The sequence below is a fragment of the Vibrio sp. VGrn 2 genome, from assembly GCF_009361695.1.
Taxonomy (GTDB): domain Bacteria; phylum Pseudomonadota; class Gammaproteobacteria; order Enterobacterales; family Vibrionaceae; genus Vibrio; species Vibrio diabolicus.
On sequence record NZ_RBWD01000004.1, the window covers coordinates 277,557 to 292,691 of the forward strand.

General features: G+C 45.9%; 16 protein-coding genes. 5 read left to right on the forward strand and 11 right to left on the reverse strand.

Going from position 1 to position 15,135, the window contains the following annotated elements; genetic code table 11:
• Window positions 1-169: 169 nt before the first annotated feature.
• Window positions 170-931: a TatD family hydrolase gene (locus tag D8S93_RS09920; RefSeq protein ID WP_046874158.1), complete on the forward strand. Its 762-nt coding sequence runs from the start codon at window positions 170-172 to the stop codon at window positions 929-931.
• A gap of 462 nt (window positions 932-1,393) precedes the next feature.
• On the opposite strand, the gene tatC is transcribed toward D8S93_RS09920, so the two are convergent.
• From tatC to rmuC, 7 genes are all read right to left on the reverse strand, one after another.
• Window positions 1,394-2,146: a twin-arginine translocase subunit TatC gene (gene tatC, locus D8S93_RS09930; protein ID WP_005379234.1), complete on the reverse strand. Its 753-nt coding sequence runs from the start codon at window positions 2,144-2,146 to the stop codon at window positions 1,394-1,396.
• Window positions 2,147-2,214: 68 nt separating this feature from the next.
• Window positions 2,215-2,613 carry a Sec-independent protein translocase protein TatB gene (tatB, locus tag D8S93_RS09935; RefSeq protein ID WP_005382959.1) on the reverse strand — a complete coding sequence of 133 codons (399 nt, stop codon included), beginning with the start codon at window positions 2,611-2,613 and terminating at the stop codon, window positions 2,215-2,217.
• A gap of 3 nt (window positions 2,614-2,616) precedes the next feature.
• Entirely contained in the window at window positions 2,617-2,862 is a 246-nt protein-coding gene (tatA, locus tag D8S93_RS09940; RefSeq protein ID WP_005382958.1) for a Sec-independent protein translocase subunit TatA, read from the reverse strand.
• 52 nt (window positions 2,863-2,914) lie between these two features.
• Window positions 2,915-4,549, reverse strand: coding sequence for a ubiquinone biosynthesis regulatory protein kinase UbiB (gene ubiB, locus D8S93_RS09945; RefSeq protein WP_006741774.1), 1,635 nt, complete (start codon window positions 4,547-4,549; stop codon window positions 2,915-2,917).
• Window positions 4,546-5,181, reverse strand: a complete 636-nt coding sequence (locus D8S93_RS09950) for an SCP2 domain-containing protein (protein ID WP_005394440.1) — start codon at window positions 5,179-5,181, stop codon at window positions 4,546-4,548. The genes ubiB and D8S93_RS09950 overlap by 4 nt, the downstream gene beginning before the upstream one ends.
• Before the next feature lie 11 nt (window positions 5,182-5,192).
• Window positions 5,193-5,972, reverse strand: coding sequence for a bifunctional demethylmenaquinone methyltransferase/2-methoxy-6-polyprenyl-1,4-benzoquinol methylase UbiE (gene ubiE, locus D8S93_RS09955; RefSeq protein WP_152812978.1), 780 nt, complete (start codon window positions 5,970-5,972; stop codon window positions 5,193-5,195).
• A gap of 78 nt (window positions 5,973-6,050) precedes the next feature.
• Complete coding sequence (rmuC, locus tag D8S93_RS09960; protein ID WP_152812980.1) at window positions 6,051-7,583, reverse strand: DNA recombination protein RmuC; 1,533 nt, start codon at window positions 7,581-7,583, stop codon at window positions 6,051-6,053.
• A gap of 168 nt (window positions 7,584-7,751) precedes the next feature.
• Between rmuC and D8S93_RS09965 the strand changes: the two genes are divergently transcribed.
• Together D8S93_RS09965 and D8S93_RS09970 are read left to right on the forward strand one after the other, a co-directional pair.
• Window positions 7,752-8,660, forward strand: coding sequence for a DMT family transporter (locus D8S93_RS09965; protein ID WP_006741770.1), 909 nt, complete (start codon window positions 7,752-7,754; stop codon window positions 8,658-8,660).
• A gap of 191 nt (window positions 8,661-8,851) precedes the next feature.
• Window positions 8,852-11,299: a bifunctional diguanylate cyclase/phosphodiesterase gene (locus D8S93_RS09970; protein WP_152812982.1), complete on the forward strand. Its 2,448-nt coding sequence runs from the start codon at window positions 8,852-8,854 to the stop codon at window positions 11,297-11,299.
• Window positions 11,300-11,317: 18 nt separating this feature from the next.
• Here D8S93_RS09970 and D8S93_RS09975 read toward each other — a convergent pair whose 3' ends face one another.
• The 4 genes from D8S93_RS09975 to D8S93_RS09990 are packed head-to-tail and all read right to left on the reverse strand — an operon-like array spanning window position 11,318 to window position 13,579.
• Window positions 11,318-12,388 (reverse strand): AI-2E family transporter, encoded by a 1,071-nt coding sequence (locus D8S93_RS09975; RefSeq protein WP_152812984.1) that lies wholly within the window; start codon window positions 12,386-12,388, stop codon window positions 11,318-11,320.
• A gap of 43 nt (window positions 12,389-12,431) precedes the next feature.
• Entirely contained in the window at window positions 12,432-12,782 is a 351-nt protein-coding gene (locus D8S93_RS09980) for a hypothetical protein (RefSeq protein WP_152813050.1), read from the reverse strand.
• The gene (locus D8S93_RS09985) at window positions 12,772-13,284 is read right to left on the reverse strand and encodes a hypothetical protein (RefSeq protein ID WP_124007321.1); all 513 of its coding nucleotides are present in this window, start codon (window positions 13,282-13,284) and stop codon (window positions 12,772-12,774) included. Before D8S93_RS09985 ends, D8S93_RS09980 begins: the two co-directional genes overlap by 11 nt.
• Window positions 13,285-13,330: 46 nt before the next feature.
• Window positions 13,331-13,579 (reverse strand): hypothetical protein, encoded by a 249-nt coding sequence (locus tag D8S93_RS09990; protein WP_005394426.1) that lies wholly within the window; start codon window positions 13,577-13,579, stop codon window positions 13,331-13,333.
• 363 nt (window positions 13,580-13,942) lie between these two features.
• On the opposite strand from D8S93_RS09990, the gene D8S93_RS10000 reads away from it, so the two are divergent.
• On the forward strand, window positions 13,943-14,380 hold the full coding sequence (locus D8S93_RS10000; protein WP_152812986.1) for a DUF2383 domain-containing protein: 438 nt from the start codon (window positions 13,943-13,945) through the stop codon (window positions 14,378-14,380).
• Between the two features lie 155 nt (window positions 14,381-14,535).
• Window positions 14,536-14,934, forward strand: coding sequence for a hypothetical protein (locus D8S93_RS10005; protein ID WP_152812988.1), 399 nt, complete (start codon window positions 14,536-14,538; stop codon window positions 14,932-14,934).
• The last annotated feature ends 201 nt before the right edge of the window (window positions 14,935-15,135 follow it).

Consider the following 15,135-nt stretch of genomic DNA (forward strand, 5'->3'; position numbering starts at 1 on the left):
TGGACGGTTATGATGATCAAATCATCTGGTGAACAAAATCATATCACTCTTGATGCATGTTGCGAGTGACAATCTGGAAAAAGGTAATGAAAAAAACTGAAAATGACCCAGCACTCACACTCAAGTATACTTCGAATACGAAACCAACCATGAAGCACAGAGAGTAACGATGATCGATACCCACGCGCACATCTATGCCAGCGAATTTGATAACGACCGCGATGAAGTAGTACAACGCGCCTTAGCGCAAGGCATTAATAAAATCCTGTTGCCAAACATCGATCTGGACTCTATTGAGCCCATGCTACAAACCGAAGCGGCATATCCTGACGTGTGCCACTCAATGATGGGACTCCACCCTTGCTATGTGGATAACAACGTTGAGCAAACGTTGGAAATCATCCGCGGCTGGTTTGAGAAACACAAGTTTATTGCGGTGGGCGAAATTGGTATCGACCTGTATTGGGACAAAACCTATCGCGCCGAGCAAGAGATGGCGTTCGTAGCTCAACTTAACTGGGCAAAAGAGATGGATTTACCAGTCGTTATCCACACTCGTGATTCGATTGAAGAAACACTCACTTTGCTAAGACAAGAGCAAGATGGTCGTCTGCGTGGTGTATTCCACTGTTTTGGAGGCAGCTTAGAAGAAGCGCAAGCAATCAATGAGCTAGGCTTCCACTTAGGCTTGGGTGGCGTATCGACCTTTAAGAATGGCGGGATGGATAAAGTCATTCCACATTTGGATATGCAGTGGGTCATTTTAGAAACCGATTGTCCATACTTAGCGCCTGTACCGCACCGTGGTAAGCGTAATGAACCAGCCTACACTTCTCTCGTTGCACAACGTGTTGCCGACTTGCGTGATGTCGATGTCGCAACTATCGATGCAATAACGACTGAAAATGCCAAAAAGCTGTTTAATATTTAATTCACGAAAATTGAAAAAAGCGACGAAATCAACGTCGCTTTTTTATTACCTAAACTATTGAATGAATGATTCAACCTATTGAAATAATAGAACAACCCACACAAAGTTATTGATAAACATAATAATTAACTAGCAACTCTACTTACCTCTCATATCGCCACTTTACTTCGTCTGTTTTGCAAAACTGTCGACAATTAGACATATTCTTTTTCTATACTGCTTTATGCCCATTAATTAGCACAAATGTAAAACAGCATGAATATGGAAGTTGAAGTGTGTACACATGGTGCTTACTTACAACGCGTACCGCGCAGTTTTTTTCAAAAGCTGCTGGGCATCAAGGAAGTATACGTATGCACAAAGTGTGGTTACGTCATGAAAGTTAAGTAGTTAGCCCAAGAAACAAACCAACCGCAAAAAAAAAGCGGCTCAATTGAGCCGCTTTTCACATCTAGATTAGCCTTATTCTTCGGTTTCCGCTTCTACCTCTTCGCTTCGACGCGTATAAAAACGCGCAAAGAATAAACCGACTTCAAACAGTAAACACATCGGAATAGCGAGTAAGGTTTGCGAGATCATGTCTGGTGGCGTTAACACCATACCTACGACAAACGCCGCCACAATGATATAAGGCCGTTTCTGTCTTAGATCTTCTGGAGTGGTGGCACCAGTCCAACACAACAAAATGATCGCAACAGGCACCTCAAACGCGATGCCAAACGCCATAAATAGTGCTAGGACAAAATCGAGATAGCTAGAAATGTCGGTCGCAAACTCTACACCACCCAATGAGATAGCAGTAAAGAAGCCAAACACTAGTGGAAACACCACAAAATACGCAAATGCCACACCGCAATAAAACAGCAGTGAGCTGGAAAACAGCAACGGCATAATCAAACGACGCTCATGTTTGTATAAGCCAGGAGCAACAAAGGCCCAAACTTGATACAAAATAAACGGCACCGCAATAAATACCGAAGCGATTAATGTCAACTTCAGTGGCGTGAAAAAGGGTGAAGCCACATCCGTAGCAATCATGGTCGCGCCTTCAGGTAGACGCTCTACTAAAGGTGCGGAAACAAACTCGTAAATGTGGTTAGAGAAATAAATTAGTCCGACAAACACCACCAACACTGCCAAAATTGAGCGCAGTAGTCGGTTGCGAAGCTCCAACAAATGACTAATTAAAGGTTGTGTCTGCTCGACGGTAGACATGGCAAACCTCTTATTAAAAACCAGATCAAAAAGGAGCTACCAATCACTAGTAGCTCCTCCTAATGAGACTATTCGGCTTTCTTATCTGCCGCTGTAACCTTGCTCTCTTCCGCTTTCTCTACCTTTTCTGCTGCTGGCTCTGTTTTTACAGGCTCAGCCTCTGAATCGGTGTTCTTTGCGTAAGGACGATTTACAGATTGCGCTGCCTTCTTCAATTCTTCGACTGAAGATTTCAACTCAGGGGACAAATCATCCATCCCCATTTGCTCTGCTTTGCGCAAGTTTTCTTGCAGCTCTTGGACTTTCAGCTCGTGTGACAATTCGTCTTTGACGCTATTTGCCATACTCTTAGCGGCACCGATAAAGCGAGACACGCTGCGAATAGCATGAGGCAAACGCTCCGGCCCAAGAACGACCAGACCAACAACAGATATTAATACCAGTTCCCAAAAACCGATATCAAACACGTTTTACGCCTGCTCTTTGTCTTTTTTCGTTTCAGGAGCAGCTTCTTTTTTCTGCTGCTCTTCTAGACTTTTTGGTTCGAAGTCTGCGTCTTTGTCATTTTTCGCAGGTTCATCTTCGCTCATCGCTTTTTTGAAGCCCTTAACGGCACCACCCAGATCGCCACCGATACCGCGTAGTTTCTTAGTTCCGAATAGCAATACAACAATTACAGCAATGATTAGAAGTTGCCAAACACTGATACCACCCATTCTCTTTACCTCGGGTCTTTAAATAAACAAAAATATTTCAAGAGTTTAACGTCTATTGACGATAAGCTCGCCAACTAAGCAGCCAAAATGTGACACCGGCGATACCGCTGGCCAACGAAAGCTGCTCAAAAGCATTGTTCACCAATATTGCCGAGCATACGACTAAAGTGGCGCCAACGCCAAATAAAAACTTTCCTGTCGCCTGCTGGCGCTTGCTCTGACGATACCCTTGGTAAAGCTGATCCATGCGTTGGTTCATCGCTTTACCTTGTTTCAGGCTATCGTAAAGCAGCTCTGGTAGTTCCGGTAACTTCTCCGCCCAAAATGGCGCGCGATCTTTAATCGCATTCACCAAAGCTTGCGGCCCAACTTGATTCATCATCCATTCTTCAAGGAATGGTTTTGCGGTCTCCCACAAATCAAGCTGAGGGTACAGCTGCCTACCAAGACCTTCCACGTACAGCAGCGTTTTTTGCAGCAATACAAGCTGTGGCTGAACCTCCATGTTGAACCGACGTGCCGTGTTGAACAAATTCAACAACACATGACCAAAGGAGATTTCGCACAGTGGCTTAGCAAAAATAGGCTCACACACAATGCGAATCGCGAACTCAAACTCATCGACATTGGTATCGGCAGGCACCCATCCTGAGTCCACATGTAACTCCGCCACTCGGCGGTAGTCTCGATTGAAAAACGCCAGGAAGTTTTCCGCCAGATAACGCTTGTCTTCACTATTAAGTGTACCAACAATTCCGCAATCTAGCCCGATCCACATTGGGTTCTCTGGATGTTCGGGTTTGACGAACACGTTCCCCGGATGCATATCGGCATGGAAGAAGCTGTCTCGGAACACTTGAGTGAAGAACACACTCACGCCGCGCTCCGCGAGCAATTTCATATTGGTGCCATTTGCTTTCAAGCCATCAATATCAGAGACTTGAATGCCATATATTCGCTCAGAAACCATGACAGTTTCATTACTGAAGTCAGGAAAAACTTCAGGAACATACAATTCTTCGCTGCCTTCAAAGTTGCGGCGCAACTGAATGGCATTCGCCGCTTCACGTCGTAAGTCGAGTTCATCAAGCAATGTTTTCTCGTACTCACGTACAACTTCAACCGGTTTCAAACGACGTGCTTCAGGCATCGCTCCGGCGACTATACGCGCCATTCGGTGCATCAGTTTTAGATCTGAATCAATGACCGGGCGAATATCTGGGCGGATAACCTTTAATACCACTTCTTGGTTAGAGTCTTTTAAACGCGCAGTATGCACCTGAGCAATCGACGCAGACGCCAGTGGTTTGATATCAAACTCGGTAAACCAGTTTTCTAACGGGCCACCTAATGCTTGCTCCATCTGCTTTTTTGCTAGCTCACCATCAAATGGCGCCACTTGGTCTTGAAGCAAAGCTAGGGGATCAGCAATATGCGGAGGAAATAAGTCACGGCGCGTTGACATCATCTGACCGAACTTAATCCAAACTGGCCCCAGCTCTTGCAACGCTAAACGCAGACGCTCACCGAGTGGCTTTTCTGGATGCTTGTTCTTAATCCAGAACAGGCTTTTGCGCAGTAATAACGGAGCTTTGGTCAGTTGGTGATCGGGAAGCAGCTCATCTAAGCCGTATTCCAGTTGTACTTTGGCGATGTGGTATAAGCGCTTTAGTTCTGCTGGCGTCATGGTTTCTCCAATGCCGGCTTATCTGCATCCAGCTTATTCAGCAAAGCAGTCAAGCGTGCTTCAACGCGAGAAGCTTGGCTGCGAACCTCATCAACCTGGTCGCAAAAATACGCCACTTCTAGAGGAGCAGGTGCCAACTTCCACTCTTCAGTCACTACTTGCGCAAGATGACGCTGGTGTTTCTCTGCTTGAGATGCGAGGAAGTTGCCTATGTTTTTTGAACCTTGCACAAAGGTATGTGCGGCGACATCGCCAGTCACGCGAGACAACCACTCTTCAACATCTGGCTTGCAATCCACCATCAACTGAGAGAATTTCTGCGCCAATTGAATATCGCCTTCAAGCTCAAGTTTATCTTGTTTAATAAGGCGAGTGATGTTGGCCTGGTCACGCAGCTCTGGCAACACGCTCAAGTTGAGCGATAAGTAGCAGTTTGGCTGTCCTTCATAATGACCGAGCACATCAATTTGCTGACTAAAAACGAACGTCAGTGTTTTATTGATCTCTTTCAGGTGAACTTGAATAACTTGACCTTTTAGACGCGCTAAACGACGGCCCAATGCGGGGTCGTCTTTGATCAGAGTATTCAGTGACGTTTCAATCACAGCGGTGATAAGTGGTTCAAATGGCATGCCGTTAACCCTTAGAATTTATAACCGCGATGCAAAGCCACAATACCACCAGTTAAGTTGTAGTATTTGGTGTTTTCAAAACCTGCGTCTTGCATCATGCCTTCCAGCGTTTCTTGGCCTGGATGCATACGGATTGACTCCGCTAGGTAGCGGTAACTCTCTGAGTCATTCGCAACTAGCTCACCGATTCTCGGCAACAAGTGGAATGAATATGCGTCGTATACTTTCGATAACGGCTCTAGCACTGGTTTTGAAAATTCCAACACCAATAGACGGCCGCCTGGCTTCAGTACGCGGAACATTGAACGAAGCGCTTTGTCTTTGTCAGTCACATTACGCAAACAAAAACTGATGGTGATGGCATCAAAATAATCATCAGGGAACGGCAGTTCTTCTGCGTTGGCTTGAACGTAATGCACGTTACCCACAATACCGTTGTCACGCAGTTTATCGCGACCAACGTTAAGCATTGAATTATTGATATCAGCAAGGATGACATGGCCTTCATCGCCAACAATGCGCGAGAATTTCGCCGTTAAATCACCCGTACCACCACCTAGGTCAAGAATACGTTGGCCAGGGCGAGCGCCACTACAATCGATAGTGAAGCGCTTCCAAAGGCGGTGAATACCACCAGACATCAGGTCATTCATGATGTCGTATTTTGTTGCCACGGAGTGGAATACTTCGGCAACCTTAGTCACTTTTTCGTCTTTTGCCACTGTAGAGAAACCAAAGTGGGTGGTTTCATTCTCTAACGCTGTATTGGATTGCAAACTTGTGTCCGTCATTCTAATTCCTCTTAGGCAGCGCTTTCTCTCTGCGGGGCGTTTGCTGACAAATAAAATCGCCCACTGCACTGCGGGCGATTAGTTTACTTTATCCTCAGCCGGATGTCTTTCTACTAACGGGTCATTTTCTGAAAATGAATCACTCTGCGCTAACTGTACGAGGTCAGAAGAAATTGGTCGTTTGATTTCAACCCCAAGGTGCTTAAAGCTTTCGGCTTGACGAATCACATTCCCGCGCCCTGTGGCAAGCTTGTTCATTGCGCCTTGATAGCTTTGATTCGCCTTATCCAGCGCACCGCCGAGCCCTTCCATGTCATCCACAAACAATCGTAATTTGTCGTAGAGTTTTGTCGCGCGCTGCGCAATCATTTTGGCGTTTTCATTCTGCCGTTCATTGCGCCATAAATTATCAATGGTGCGCAGTGCCACCAGCAACGTTGTTGGGCTCACCAAAATGATGTTTTGCTCCATCGCGTCTTTGATCAAACTTGGATCGGCTTGAATCGCAACTTGGAACGCAGGCTCAACCGGAATAAACATCAGCACATAATCCAAACTCTGAATACCTTTGAGTTTGTGGTAGTCCTTCATGCTTAAACCCTTAATGTGAGCACGCAGTGCGGCTAAGTGCGCACTCAAAGCCTGGTCTCGCTCGGCATCAGTTTCGGCGTTGAAATAGCGCTCATAGGCGACTAGCGCCATTTTGGAATCCACAACCACCTGTTTGTTTTGTGGGAGATGAACAATCACATCAGGTTGGTAGCGCTTGCCTGCTTCATTTTGCAAATTCACCTGAGTCTGATATTCGTGCCCTTCACGCAGTCCCGACTCGGCAAGCACCCTCGCGAGCACCACTTCACCCCAATTACCTTGCTGCTTGTTGTCCCCTTTCAAGGCTTGGGTCAAATTAACCGCTTCGCGCGTCATTTGCTCATTCAAACGTTGCAGGTTTTTGAGCTCATGCACTAAGGTATGGCGCTCTTTAGCTTCTTGGCTAAAGCTGTCATTAACGTGCTTTTTGAATCCTTCTAGCTGCTCTCGGAGCGGTGACAACAAACCTTCCAAACTCTGACGGTTTTGCAAATCGACCTTCGCGGTTTTTTCTTCAAACAATTGGTTGGCCAAGTGCTCAAATTGCTGTTTCAGACGCGCTTCCGCTTGCTCTAGAATTTGCAGTTTTTCGGCATTGGCTTGGTTGATTTGCTCATGACGTGCTTGCTGCTCACGCAGTTGCGTTTCTAGACGTGATTTGTGCTCACGCATCTGACCAAGCTCATCAAAGTATTGCTGGCGCTCTTGCTTTACAGCCTCGAAGTAACGCAGTTTTTCCATTGCGGCCATCAGCTTTCCGTGTGTTTGGCGTACTTCAAACGCAGCTTTATCGCGCTCATCATCTAATTCATCCAACTCTTGCTGGGCATCAGCAAGGCTTTGTTTAACCTGTTCAAGCTGCTGTTGGTGAAGCTGCTTTTCTGAAACAAGTTGTTGTTCGAGAAGCTGAGTTTGGGTGATAAAACGTTGTTTCACCCACCAACCGACGGCGACACCACTAAGCGTGGCAGCGCAAAGAGAAGAGAGAATGAGAGATTGGTACTCAAGAATCCATTGCATAATAGCGAGTTAGCCTGTGTTTTGTATCTATAACAATGGTATTTAGACACTGGATAAATGTCCAGTTTGTTGGATGAAAAATCCTCGCATACACTAGGCCTTCCTATAATATTCTTTCTTCCGCTCAAATGAACCAAACCGAGCGGCACATCATCACGCAGAGGCATCATGAACGAGCGTCGCGCCCTAGGATTTGGGCTCTCAGCAGTATTACTTTGGTCTACCGTTGCAACCGCATTTAAACTCACGTTGGCAGAATTTACGCCAATCCAAATGCTGTGCATTGCCAGTATCGTCTCTGCGATTGCGCTGACGATAATCTGTGGTGTGCAAGGCAAGTTGGGCCAGTTAAGTGCCACCTTCCTCTCAAACCCTTGGTATTACCTACTGCTTGGGTTGATTAACCCCTTGGCGTATTACGTCATTCTCTTTAAAGCGTATGACTTGCTGCCTGCATCCCAAGCCCAAGCGATCAACTACAGCTGGGCCATTACCTTGACGCTAATGGCTGCTGTTTTCTTAGGGCAGAAGATCCGTGCTAAAGATTGGCTCGCTTGCGGTTTTAGCTATGTAGGCGTGATTGTGATTGCCACGCAGGGCAATGTTCTCGGCATGCAATTCGAGAGCCCGTTGGGCGTGGGACTGGCGCTGCTATCGACACTATTGTGGGCTGGTTACTGGATTTTAAACACCAAAAATAAGGCCGACCCTGTGGTTGGTGTATTACTTGGTTTTTTGGTCGCTATTCCATTTGCCATTGGTTTAAGTATTTATGAAGGTGCGAGCTGGCAGGCAATCTCAATTAAAGGCTGGGCAGCGGTGACGTATGTCGGGCTATTTGAAATGGGGATTACTTTCGTCCTATGGCTAAGCGCCCTCAAATCGACGCAAAACACAGCCCGCATCAGTAATCTGATCTTTGCTTCGCCATTCATCTCACTGATGCTATTGGCAACCATCATTGGTGAAGAAATTCATCCATCAACCTTGATTGGTTTAATACTGATCATCAGTGGATTAGTGGTCCAACAAGTATCGTGGGGTAAAAAAACCAAAGCCATGAGCACTTCTCAATGATGAACAAAAAACCTCAATAAACGATGCAATGAGTTGGATAAAAAAGAGATATAGCTAACAGTTTAATGATAGAAAGCGCCTTACGCTGCTGGGAATTACCTAAGCGTTGGATACGATACCAACACGGCCCAATAGCTTAAGCTAGATTCTAATACCACTATCTTTGGGCGCTTCAGGACACGTTATTAATTATGTTTCGCTTCGCTATTCCTTCGCCTTTGATGGCAGACTGGCAACAGGCTCTGCAACAATGCTGTGATACTACTCAAGCTCAGGGACAACTTTATACTCTGAGCGATACCCAGCAGTGGCTATCAACTGAGGTGTCCACCTCGGTTCAAAATCATTGCGCTATCGTCGAAGTGGTAGTGCAAGTTGCCGATCAATTTAAACCGACAGACTTGACGATAAGCCACACATCCTTTGGACAGCAAACCTTGAGCATAGGTCCAATTTGGCTACCAAATGGCGATCTGTTTGCCGTATTAGCGCTAACTCACCCTGACGATCAAATCACGGTAGTGTCTGCTTGGCTGAGTGCATTAGTGGGGCGAATGAGCTTTGATGTCAGCTCACACTACCAGCAAGAACGAACACGCCATCAAACTGCAGCGACCACACCATTACCGACGCTGCAAGAGTTTATCGACTGTCTTGAAGACCATATTTGGATAAAAGGCATGGATGGTCTTTATTCGATGACCAACCGAAGCGTAGAAAATGCGTGGCAAAAGACCAACAGTGAGATCATCGGCAAAGACGATTTCGCACTGTTTAGCCACGAACGAGCCGAGAAGTTCATTGAGGCCGATAACTTGGTCGTGGCGACAGGCACGCTGAATATCGTCGAAGAATGCCGCCAAATTGATGAAAACAATAACCCAACTTGGCTAGAAACCATTAAGTCTCCTGTCCGTGATAATGACGGTAACTTAATTGGCATTCTGGGCATGACGCGCAACATCACACGCCGGAAAATGGTCGAAACGCAACTCTCATTGGCGTCCAAAATTTTTAATAACTCACAAGAAGGCATGGTCATTACTGATCGCAATGCCAACATCATTGATGTAAACACAGCCTTTACCCAAATCACCGGCTATCGCTCTGAAGAGGTGATTGGAAAGAACCCCAGAATTCTGCGCTCAGGTCATCATGACCAAGGCTTCTATAAACAGTTGTGGCATCAGCTCGAAACCAAAGGTCAATGGAAAGGCGAGTTCATCAACCGAAAGAAAGATGGCAGCATTTACCCACAGTTAGCGACCATTAGTGCCGTAATGGACGATAAAAATCATCTCATTAACTACATCTGTGTATTTGAAGATATTTCCGTGCGTAAAGCACACGAAGAAAAACTGCAGCGCATGGCCTTTTATGATCCGTTAACGAATCTACCTAATCGCACCCATTTACTTAGCTTGCTTGAGCAACACATTGAAACCGGGCACAAGAACCAACAGACGTTTGCCACCCTATTTCTGGATATCGACCATTTTAAACACATCAACGATAGCATGGGTCACTTTTGTGGTGATCAGTTGCTGTCTAAGTTGGCTATCCGTCTGCAAGATATTCTTCACTTAAATGCGCATGTGGCTCGTATTGGCGGCGATGAGTTCGTGATCATTTTGCCGGACGTCCACAGTGATGTGGCTTTACTGGAAACCGTCGGCGATGTTCTCAGCGTTTTCCAACAACCGTTCGACTTGGCAAATCACGATTCACTGCGCGTCTCGACCAGTATTGGCATAGCCTTATATCCAAGAGACGGCCAAGACAGCGAAACCTTACTCAAAAACGCTGATACGGCGATGTACTTAGCGAAGAAAAATGGGCGCAACGGCTACGCGTTTTACTCGCCAGATTTAACCGATAAATCGGTATCTCATGTGCGCATTCAATCTGCTTTGCATCAAGCGATAGAAAAACAGCAACTTCGATTAGAGTTCCAGCCACAATATAACTTGGAGCAACATGCGATTGTTGGCGTTGAAACCTTATTACGCTGGCAGCACCCCGAATTTGGCCTTGTACCACCAGCCGACTTTATTCCAATTGCAGAAAAAACGGGGCTTATCCAAAGCATTGGCGAGTGGGTCTTGCTACACGCTTGTCAGCAAGGAAATGCTTGGCTGAAACAAGGCGTTGAGTTTGGCAGAATTGCGGTTAATGTGTCGGCATTACAGCTTCAGCAATCGAATTTCATTCAGAGATTGAGCGATATCCTCAATCAAACCGGTTTTCCTGCTCAACGGCTGGATTTGGAGATAACCGAGAGCTTTTTACTGATCGACCCTCAACAAGCCATTGCGTCGTTAAATCAACTAAGAGAGTTAGGCATCGAGATTTCTCTGGATGATTTCGGCACAGGCTATTCGTCTTTGTCTTATTTGAAAGGTTTACCCATCAATAAGCTGAAAATTGATCGTTCGTTTGTCAGTGATGTACCCAGCAACAGCGATAGCAATGCGATTGTGAATGCGATTATCGCCATGGGCAAAACACTGTCATTGAAAGTGGTAGCGGAAGGAATAGAAACTCAGGAGCAAGCCGATTACTTGTTCGAAAAAGGCTGTGTTTACGGTCAAGGGTATCTTTTTAGCCGACCTGTAAGTGCGGAAAAACTTTTTCGTTGAGCCAGCTTGTAGCCCAAGTCATTCTCGTGGAGCCATATCCTCGGGAATGGTTTGTCTTGGTTGACTTTGAGTTGATTGACACAGCTCCAGACGCTCAACCAAAATATTAATGCAGACCAATAGCGGTACACCGATTAAGAGCCCCATACCGCCCCAAAGCCAACCCCAGAACACGAGCCAAACGAAGATCACTAACGGATTTAAGTTGAACCTTTTCCCTAATAACGTTGGCGTGACAAACTGACTTTCAATCAAGTTGATCAACAAATAGATAGACACCACAGTGAGCATAAAACTGACCGACTCCAACTGCAGATAAGCCACAAAACCGAAACTCACCATGGAGATGACTGGGCCGAGATACGGCGCAAAATTCATCACGCCAGCAAACGCGCCCCACAAGAACGGGTCCTCAAGGCCTAGAACAAAAAACACCGCCCCAACACTCAACCCAAGTCCCGCATTCACCAACGTGATAGTGCCAATGTATCGAGATAGGTCTTTCTGTAGTGCTTTGACCAGTTCAATCGCTTGGCGCTGCTTGGCAAACCCATGCAAGTACGACACTGACTTTCGAAATAAGCTACGTCCGTGATTGAGCATAAAATACACCATAAACAGCACGATCATCGCTTGTGTCAAAATGGTCGGCGTCGTGGTCGCGAGTGTCTTCACCAAAGAAAATACGGTGTTATTCCCGACCTCATCCATACCCATATCGCTGGCAATATTCAGCGGCGTATTAAGGTGATCCGCCGAGGCTTGAGTCACTTCACTCACTTCTTGCGACACATTTTTCACGATACTGGGTAGTTCAGACCACCACTGCTTAGCTGGCTCCGACATGGCAGCAAGGCCAATAATTGAAGCACCAACCAAGAATGACAGAGTCACCACGACGGTAATCGTGCGCGGTAAACCTTTGTCTTCAAGATAGTTAATGAAAGGACTGCATAACAGCGAAATAAAGGTACTAAGCACAATAGGTAACAAGATTGGCTTAGCAAAATACAGCCCAGGAACGAGCAATAAGACAAGAAGGGTTGCACCAATCGCGGTGTTGGCAGGAATGTTCAATTTCGCTGTCATAAAAAGGCTCAAGGTCGGTAGGAATAATTATCGGCGAAAGCCGTTATTGGGGTTGCTCGGCTTCTGTTTCTGTCGCGGTCTCTTCTGTCGAAGCAGTATTGCTTGCTTGTGGTTCAGCATTTTGACCTTGTTCTACGCCCGACTGGTTAGAAGACGCTGCCATAACTGGCTTGGCAAGCGAATCCGTTAGTTCGGAGACACTACTCGCCAATAGCCCCATGGAAGAGATAGAGGAAGTCAGTCGAGACAATCGACCCGCTTTGGCAGCGGTAACGGCAACGACAGCACTAATACCTAGCGTCGTCCAAGGATTTTCTTTCACAAACTTCTTAGTGGTAAACGTGAACATTTCCATCGATAAGCAGCATTGCTCTAAAGATGCCTTACCTTCCATCCGCTTGATTCGCATGGCTCGATTGAGCTTTTGTAGCGAGCGCATCCCACCCCTCCTGCAACTGTTCTGTCGTATTTTTGAATCCAAGGAAACCAACTAAACGCTTCTGCCACCAAGCTAAAGACAATAATGCCAAACCTAAGGACGCAATAAATACGCCCACTGCAACATACACGTTAGCGGTCAGCTGATAAGCCACCACACCAGAGGCAAGGCACAAACTGAACACGAACAATACCGACAATAAGGTAAAAACAATGGTGCACAGCAAAATCTGTCGCGCTGCGGACGCATTAATTTTCACCTCCAAGAGGAACAAATCCAACGTTGAACCCGACCACGCTTTCAGCGATTGAGTCAATTGGTCCAGTTGTGAAAGAATACTGCTCAAACCATTGATGGTTTGTTGGATATCCTGCTCTTCTGCCCCACTTGGGGCTCGACCGCTGTCTGCTGCGGCCGAGCCTGGTTGCTGGTTGGTGACTTGTCCGGAGTTATTCATTGGAACCCTCGCCTTCTGTTATGTGGCTTAATCCGTTGGACCGTGATTATTTGATCAGCTTCGAAACCGCCCAACCCGCAAGGAAGGCACAACCAATGCTCAGCAATGGACGCTCCTTGATAACGTTCTCTGCCGACTTGGTCGCCTGCTGAACGTGTTCCGCGCCCACATCAAATTTCTCTTTAGCTTGGTCTTTCATTGCGCCGACGGCTTCCGTCGTGGCTTGCTCCGCCAAGTGATATGCTTCTTCTAACTGCTCTTGAGGTTTTACTGTGCTTTCTTTTGTTGTAGCCATAACTAGCCTCCGTTGATGAGTTGAGTAGTAAATCAAGTGAAACAACTTTTGAACTCACTTACTCACTACAAAGCCATATCCGTGCCAAAATTATAAGTACATGTTTTTAATTGGTTTTTGTTTTATTTCACGACAAATGCTTATCTGTACGTGTAATTCTTTCCAGACTTCCCCAGCATTCTTGTAATTTTTTCTTAGCGCCTTGTCTGCAACCCTCCAATTCTTGCGCAATAAACTCATAACCAATTGATTAATAGAAAAATAACATTCTTTGGCATACAACCTGCAACTAAAGATGAAACATCGGTGTTTGTTCCCCATACGTACAAACACTCCCATCACCAACCAAATCAGGAGTGAGATATGAAAAATGAAAATATCGCCTCAATCATTGAGCTTATAGAGAGCGGAAATGACATTTACAACAAGGCCATTGAGAACGTTGACAACACTTCTTTGAATAATGTGTTGGTAGAACTGCTTAGAGTACGTGAGCGAGCGGTGCTTGAGCTTACTCCCTACACATTGGCAAATAACCAGGAAGACTCTGCCGACGACACTCCGGTTTCCTACACCATTAAAGCGCGTGAAGTGTACAGCGATGTGATGAAGGAGGTGTCTTCTGACAAAGAGTCCATGTATTTGGAACAGCTCGAAGGTGTTGAAAGCAAGGTGCTCAAAGAGATCGAAAACCTAATTACTAGCCACCCAGAGCAAGCGGATAATTCGGTTCTACTGAAAGTTCGCAGTGATATCAAAAGCTGTAAAGAAAAGCTCAGCAGCATCAGCCTTATCAGCTGATCCTTAGTGGTCGCCTTTGCAATCAAGCGCTGGCAGAGAAAATGGCCAACTCGTTTTGGCCATTTCTGATAAGACCACAGGCACCTCAATACAACCAAAACTAGAAAACACTAAACCGAGTAATCAACACGGTAGTCATAAATAAAGAGGTCAGTATGACATTGGATAATAATCGAGTAAGGGAGCTACTCGTAAAAATGACACACCATCGCCAAACGTGTTTGCCTCTCGTTAATCCGCAATCGCATATGACACTCGCAAGAGCGGCGTATCGATTCGTTAAAATAGAAAAAGTGATGATCAAAAAGATGGCGAAGTTGTTCTTCGACCAAGATGGTGAACAATTCATTGCAGAAAATGCCACCGAATACGGCGTTGCCGAATTAGGTAATTACAAAGAAATGCATTTCATGAACAAGTTGTTGTTAGATGATTTAAAAGCGCTACTCAGAGCCATTGACGACACCAACTTAACGGCGCTTGTTTCTTACTGGTTAGCTGCTTTACAAGTCGAAAACGATGAAATTGAAAAGCACTTATCCCAGGGTGAGTAGTCATACTCACCCCCTTCTTCCTTTCACTTCGAGAACGATAAATAGACGCTCTCTCAGATACAAAAAATGCCGATATAAAAAAAGCCGCTGCACCTACGCAGCGACCTTATTGGTTCCCTCAAAACTACGACTAAACCGGTAAACAAAGGCACGCTATAAAGCACTGGCAAATGGCGCATTATCCACTGCTTATCTGTTTTA

What these genes read in the sequence shown, in the direction of transcription:
- D8S93_RS09970 (WP_152812982.1), top strand. Translation starts at nt 8,852, where the DNA reads ATGTTTCGCTTCGCTATTCCTTCGCCTTTGATGGCAGACTGGCAACAG.
- tatA (WP_005382958.1), bottom strand. Translation starts at nt 2,862, where the DNA reads ATGGGTGGTATCAGTGTTTGGCAACTTCTAATCATTGCTGTAATTGTT.
- D8S93_RS09985 (WP_124007321.1), bottom strand. Translation starts at nt 13,284, where the DNA reads ATGAATAACTCCGGACAAGTCACCAACCAGCAACCAGGCTCGGCCGCA.
- D8S93_RS10005 (WP_152812988.1), top strand. Translation starts at nt 14,536, where the DNA reads ATGACATTGGATAATAATCGAGTAAGGGAGCTACTCGTAAAAATGACA.
- ubiB (WP_006741774.1), bottom strand. Translation starts at nt 4,549, where the DNA reads ATGACGCCAGCAGAACTAAAGCGCTTATACCACATCGCCAAAGTACAA.
- ubiE (WP_152812978.1), bottom strand. Translation starts at nt 5,972, where the DNA reads ATGACGGACACAAGTTTGCAATCCAATACAGCGTTAGAGAATGAAACC.
- rmuC (WP_152812980.1), bottom strand. Translation starts at nt 7,583, where the DNA reads ATGCAATGGATTCTTGAGTACCAATCTCTCATTCTCTCTTCTCTTTGC.
- D8S93_RS09980 (WP_152813050.1), bottom strand. Translation starts at nt 12,782, where the DNA reads ATGGAAGGTAAGGCATCTTTAGAGCAATGCTGCTTATCGATGGAAATG.
- D8S93_RS09920 (WP_046874158.1), top strand. Translation starts at nt 170, where the DNA reads ATGATCGATACCCACGCGCACATCTATGCCAGCGAATTTGATAACGAC.
- tatC (WP_005379234.1), bottom strand. Translation starts at nt 2,146, where the DNA reads ATGTCTACCGTCGAGCAGACACAACCTTTAATTAGTCATTTGTTGGAG.
- D8S93_RS09990 (WP_005394426.1), bottom strand. Translation starts at nt 13,579, where the DNA reads ATGGCTACAACAAAAGAAAGCACAGTAAAACCTCAAGAGCAGTTAGAA.
- D8S93_RS09975 (WP_152812984.1), bottom strand. Translation starts at nt 12,388, where the DNA reads ATGACAGCGAAATTGAACATTCCTGCCAACACCGCGATTGGTGCAACC.
- D8S93_RS10000 (WP_152812986.1), top strand. Translation starts at nt 13,943, where the DNA reads ATGAAAAATGAAAATATCGCCTCAATCATTGAGCTTATAGAGAGCGGA.
- D8S93_RS09950 (WP_005394440.1), bottom strand. Translation starts at nt 5,181, where the DNA reads ATGCCATTTGAACCACTTATCACCGCTGTGATTGAAACGTCACTGAAT.
- D8S93_RS09965 (WP_006741770.1), top strand. Translation starts at nt 7,752, where the DNA reads ATGAACGAGCGTCGCGCCCTAGGATTTGGGCTCTCAGCAGTATTACTT.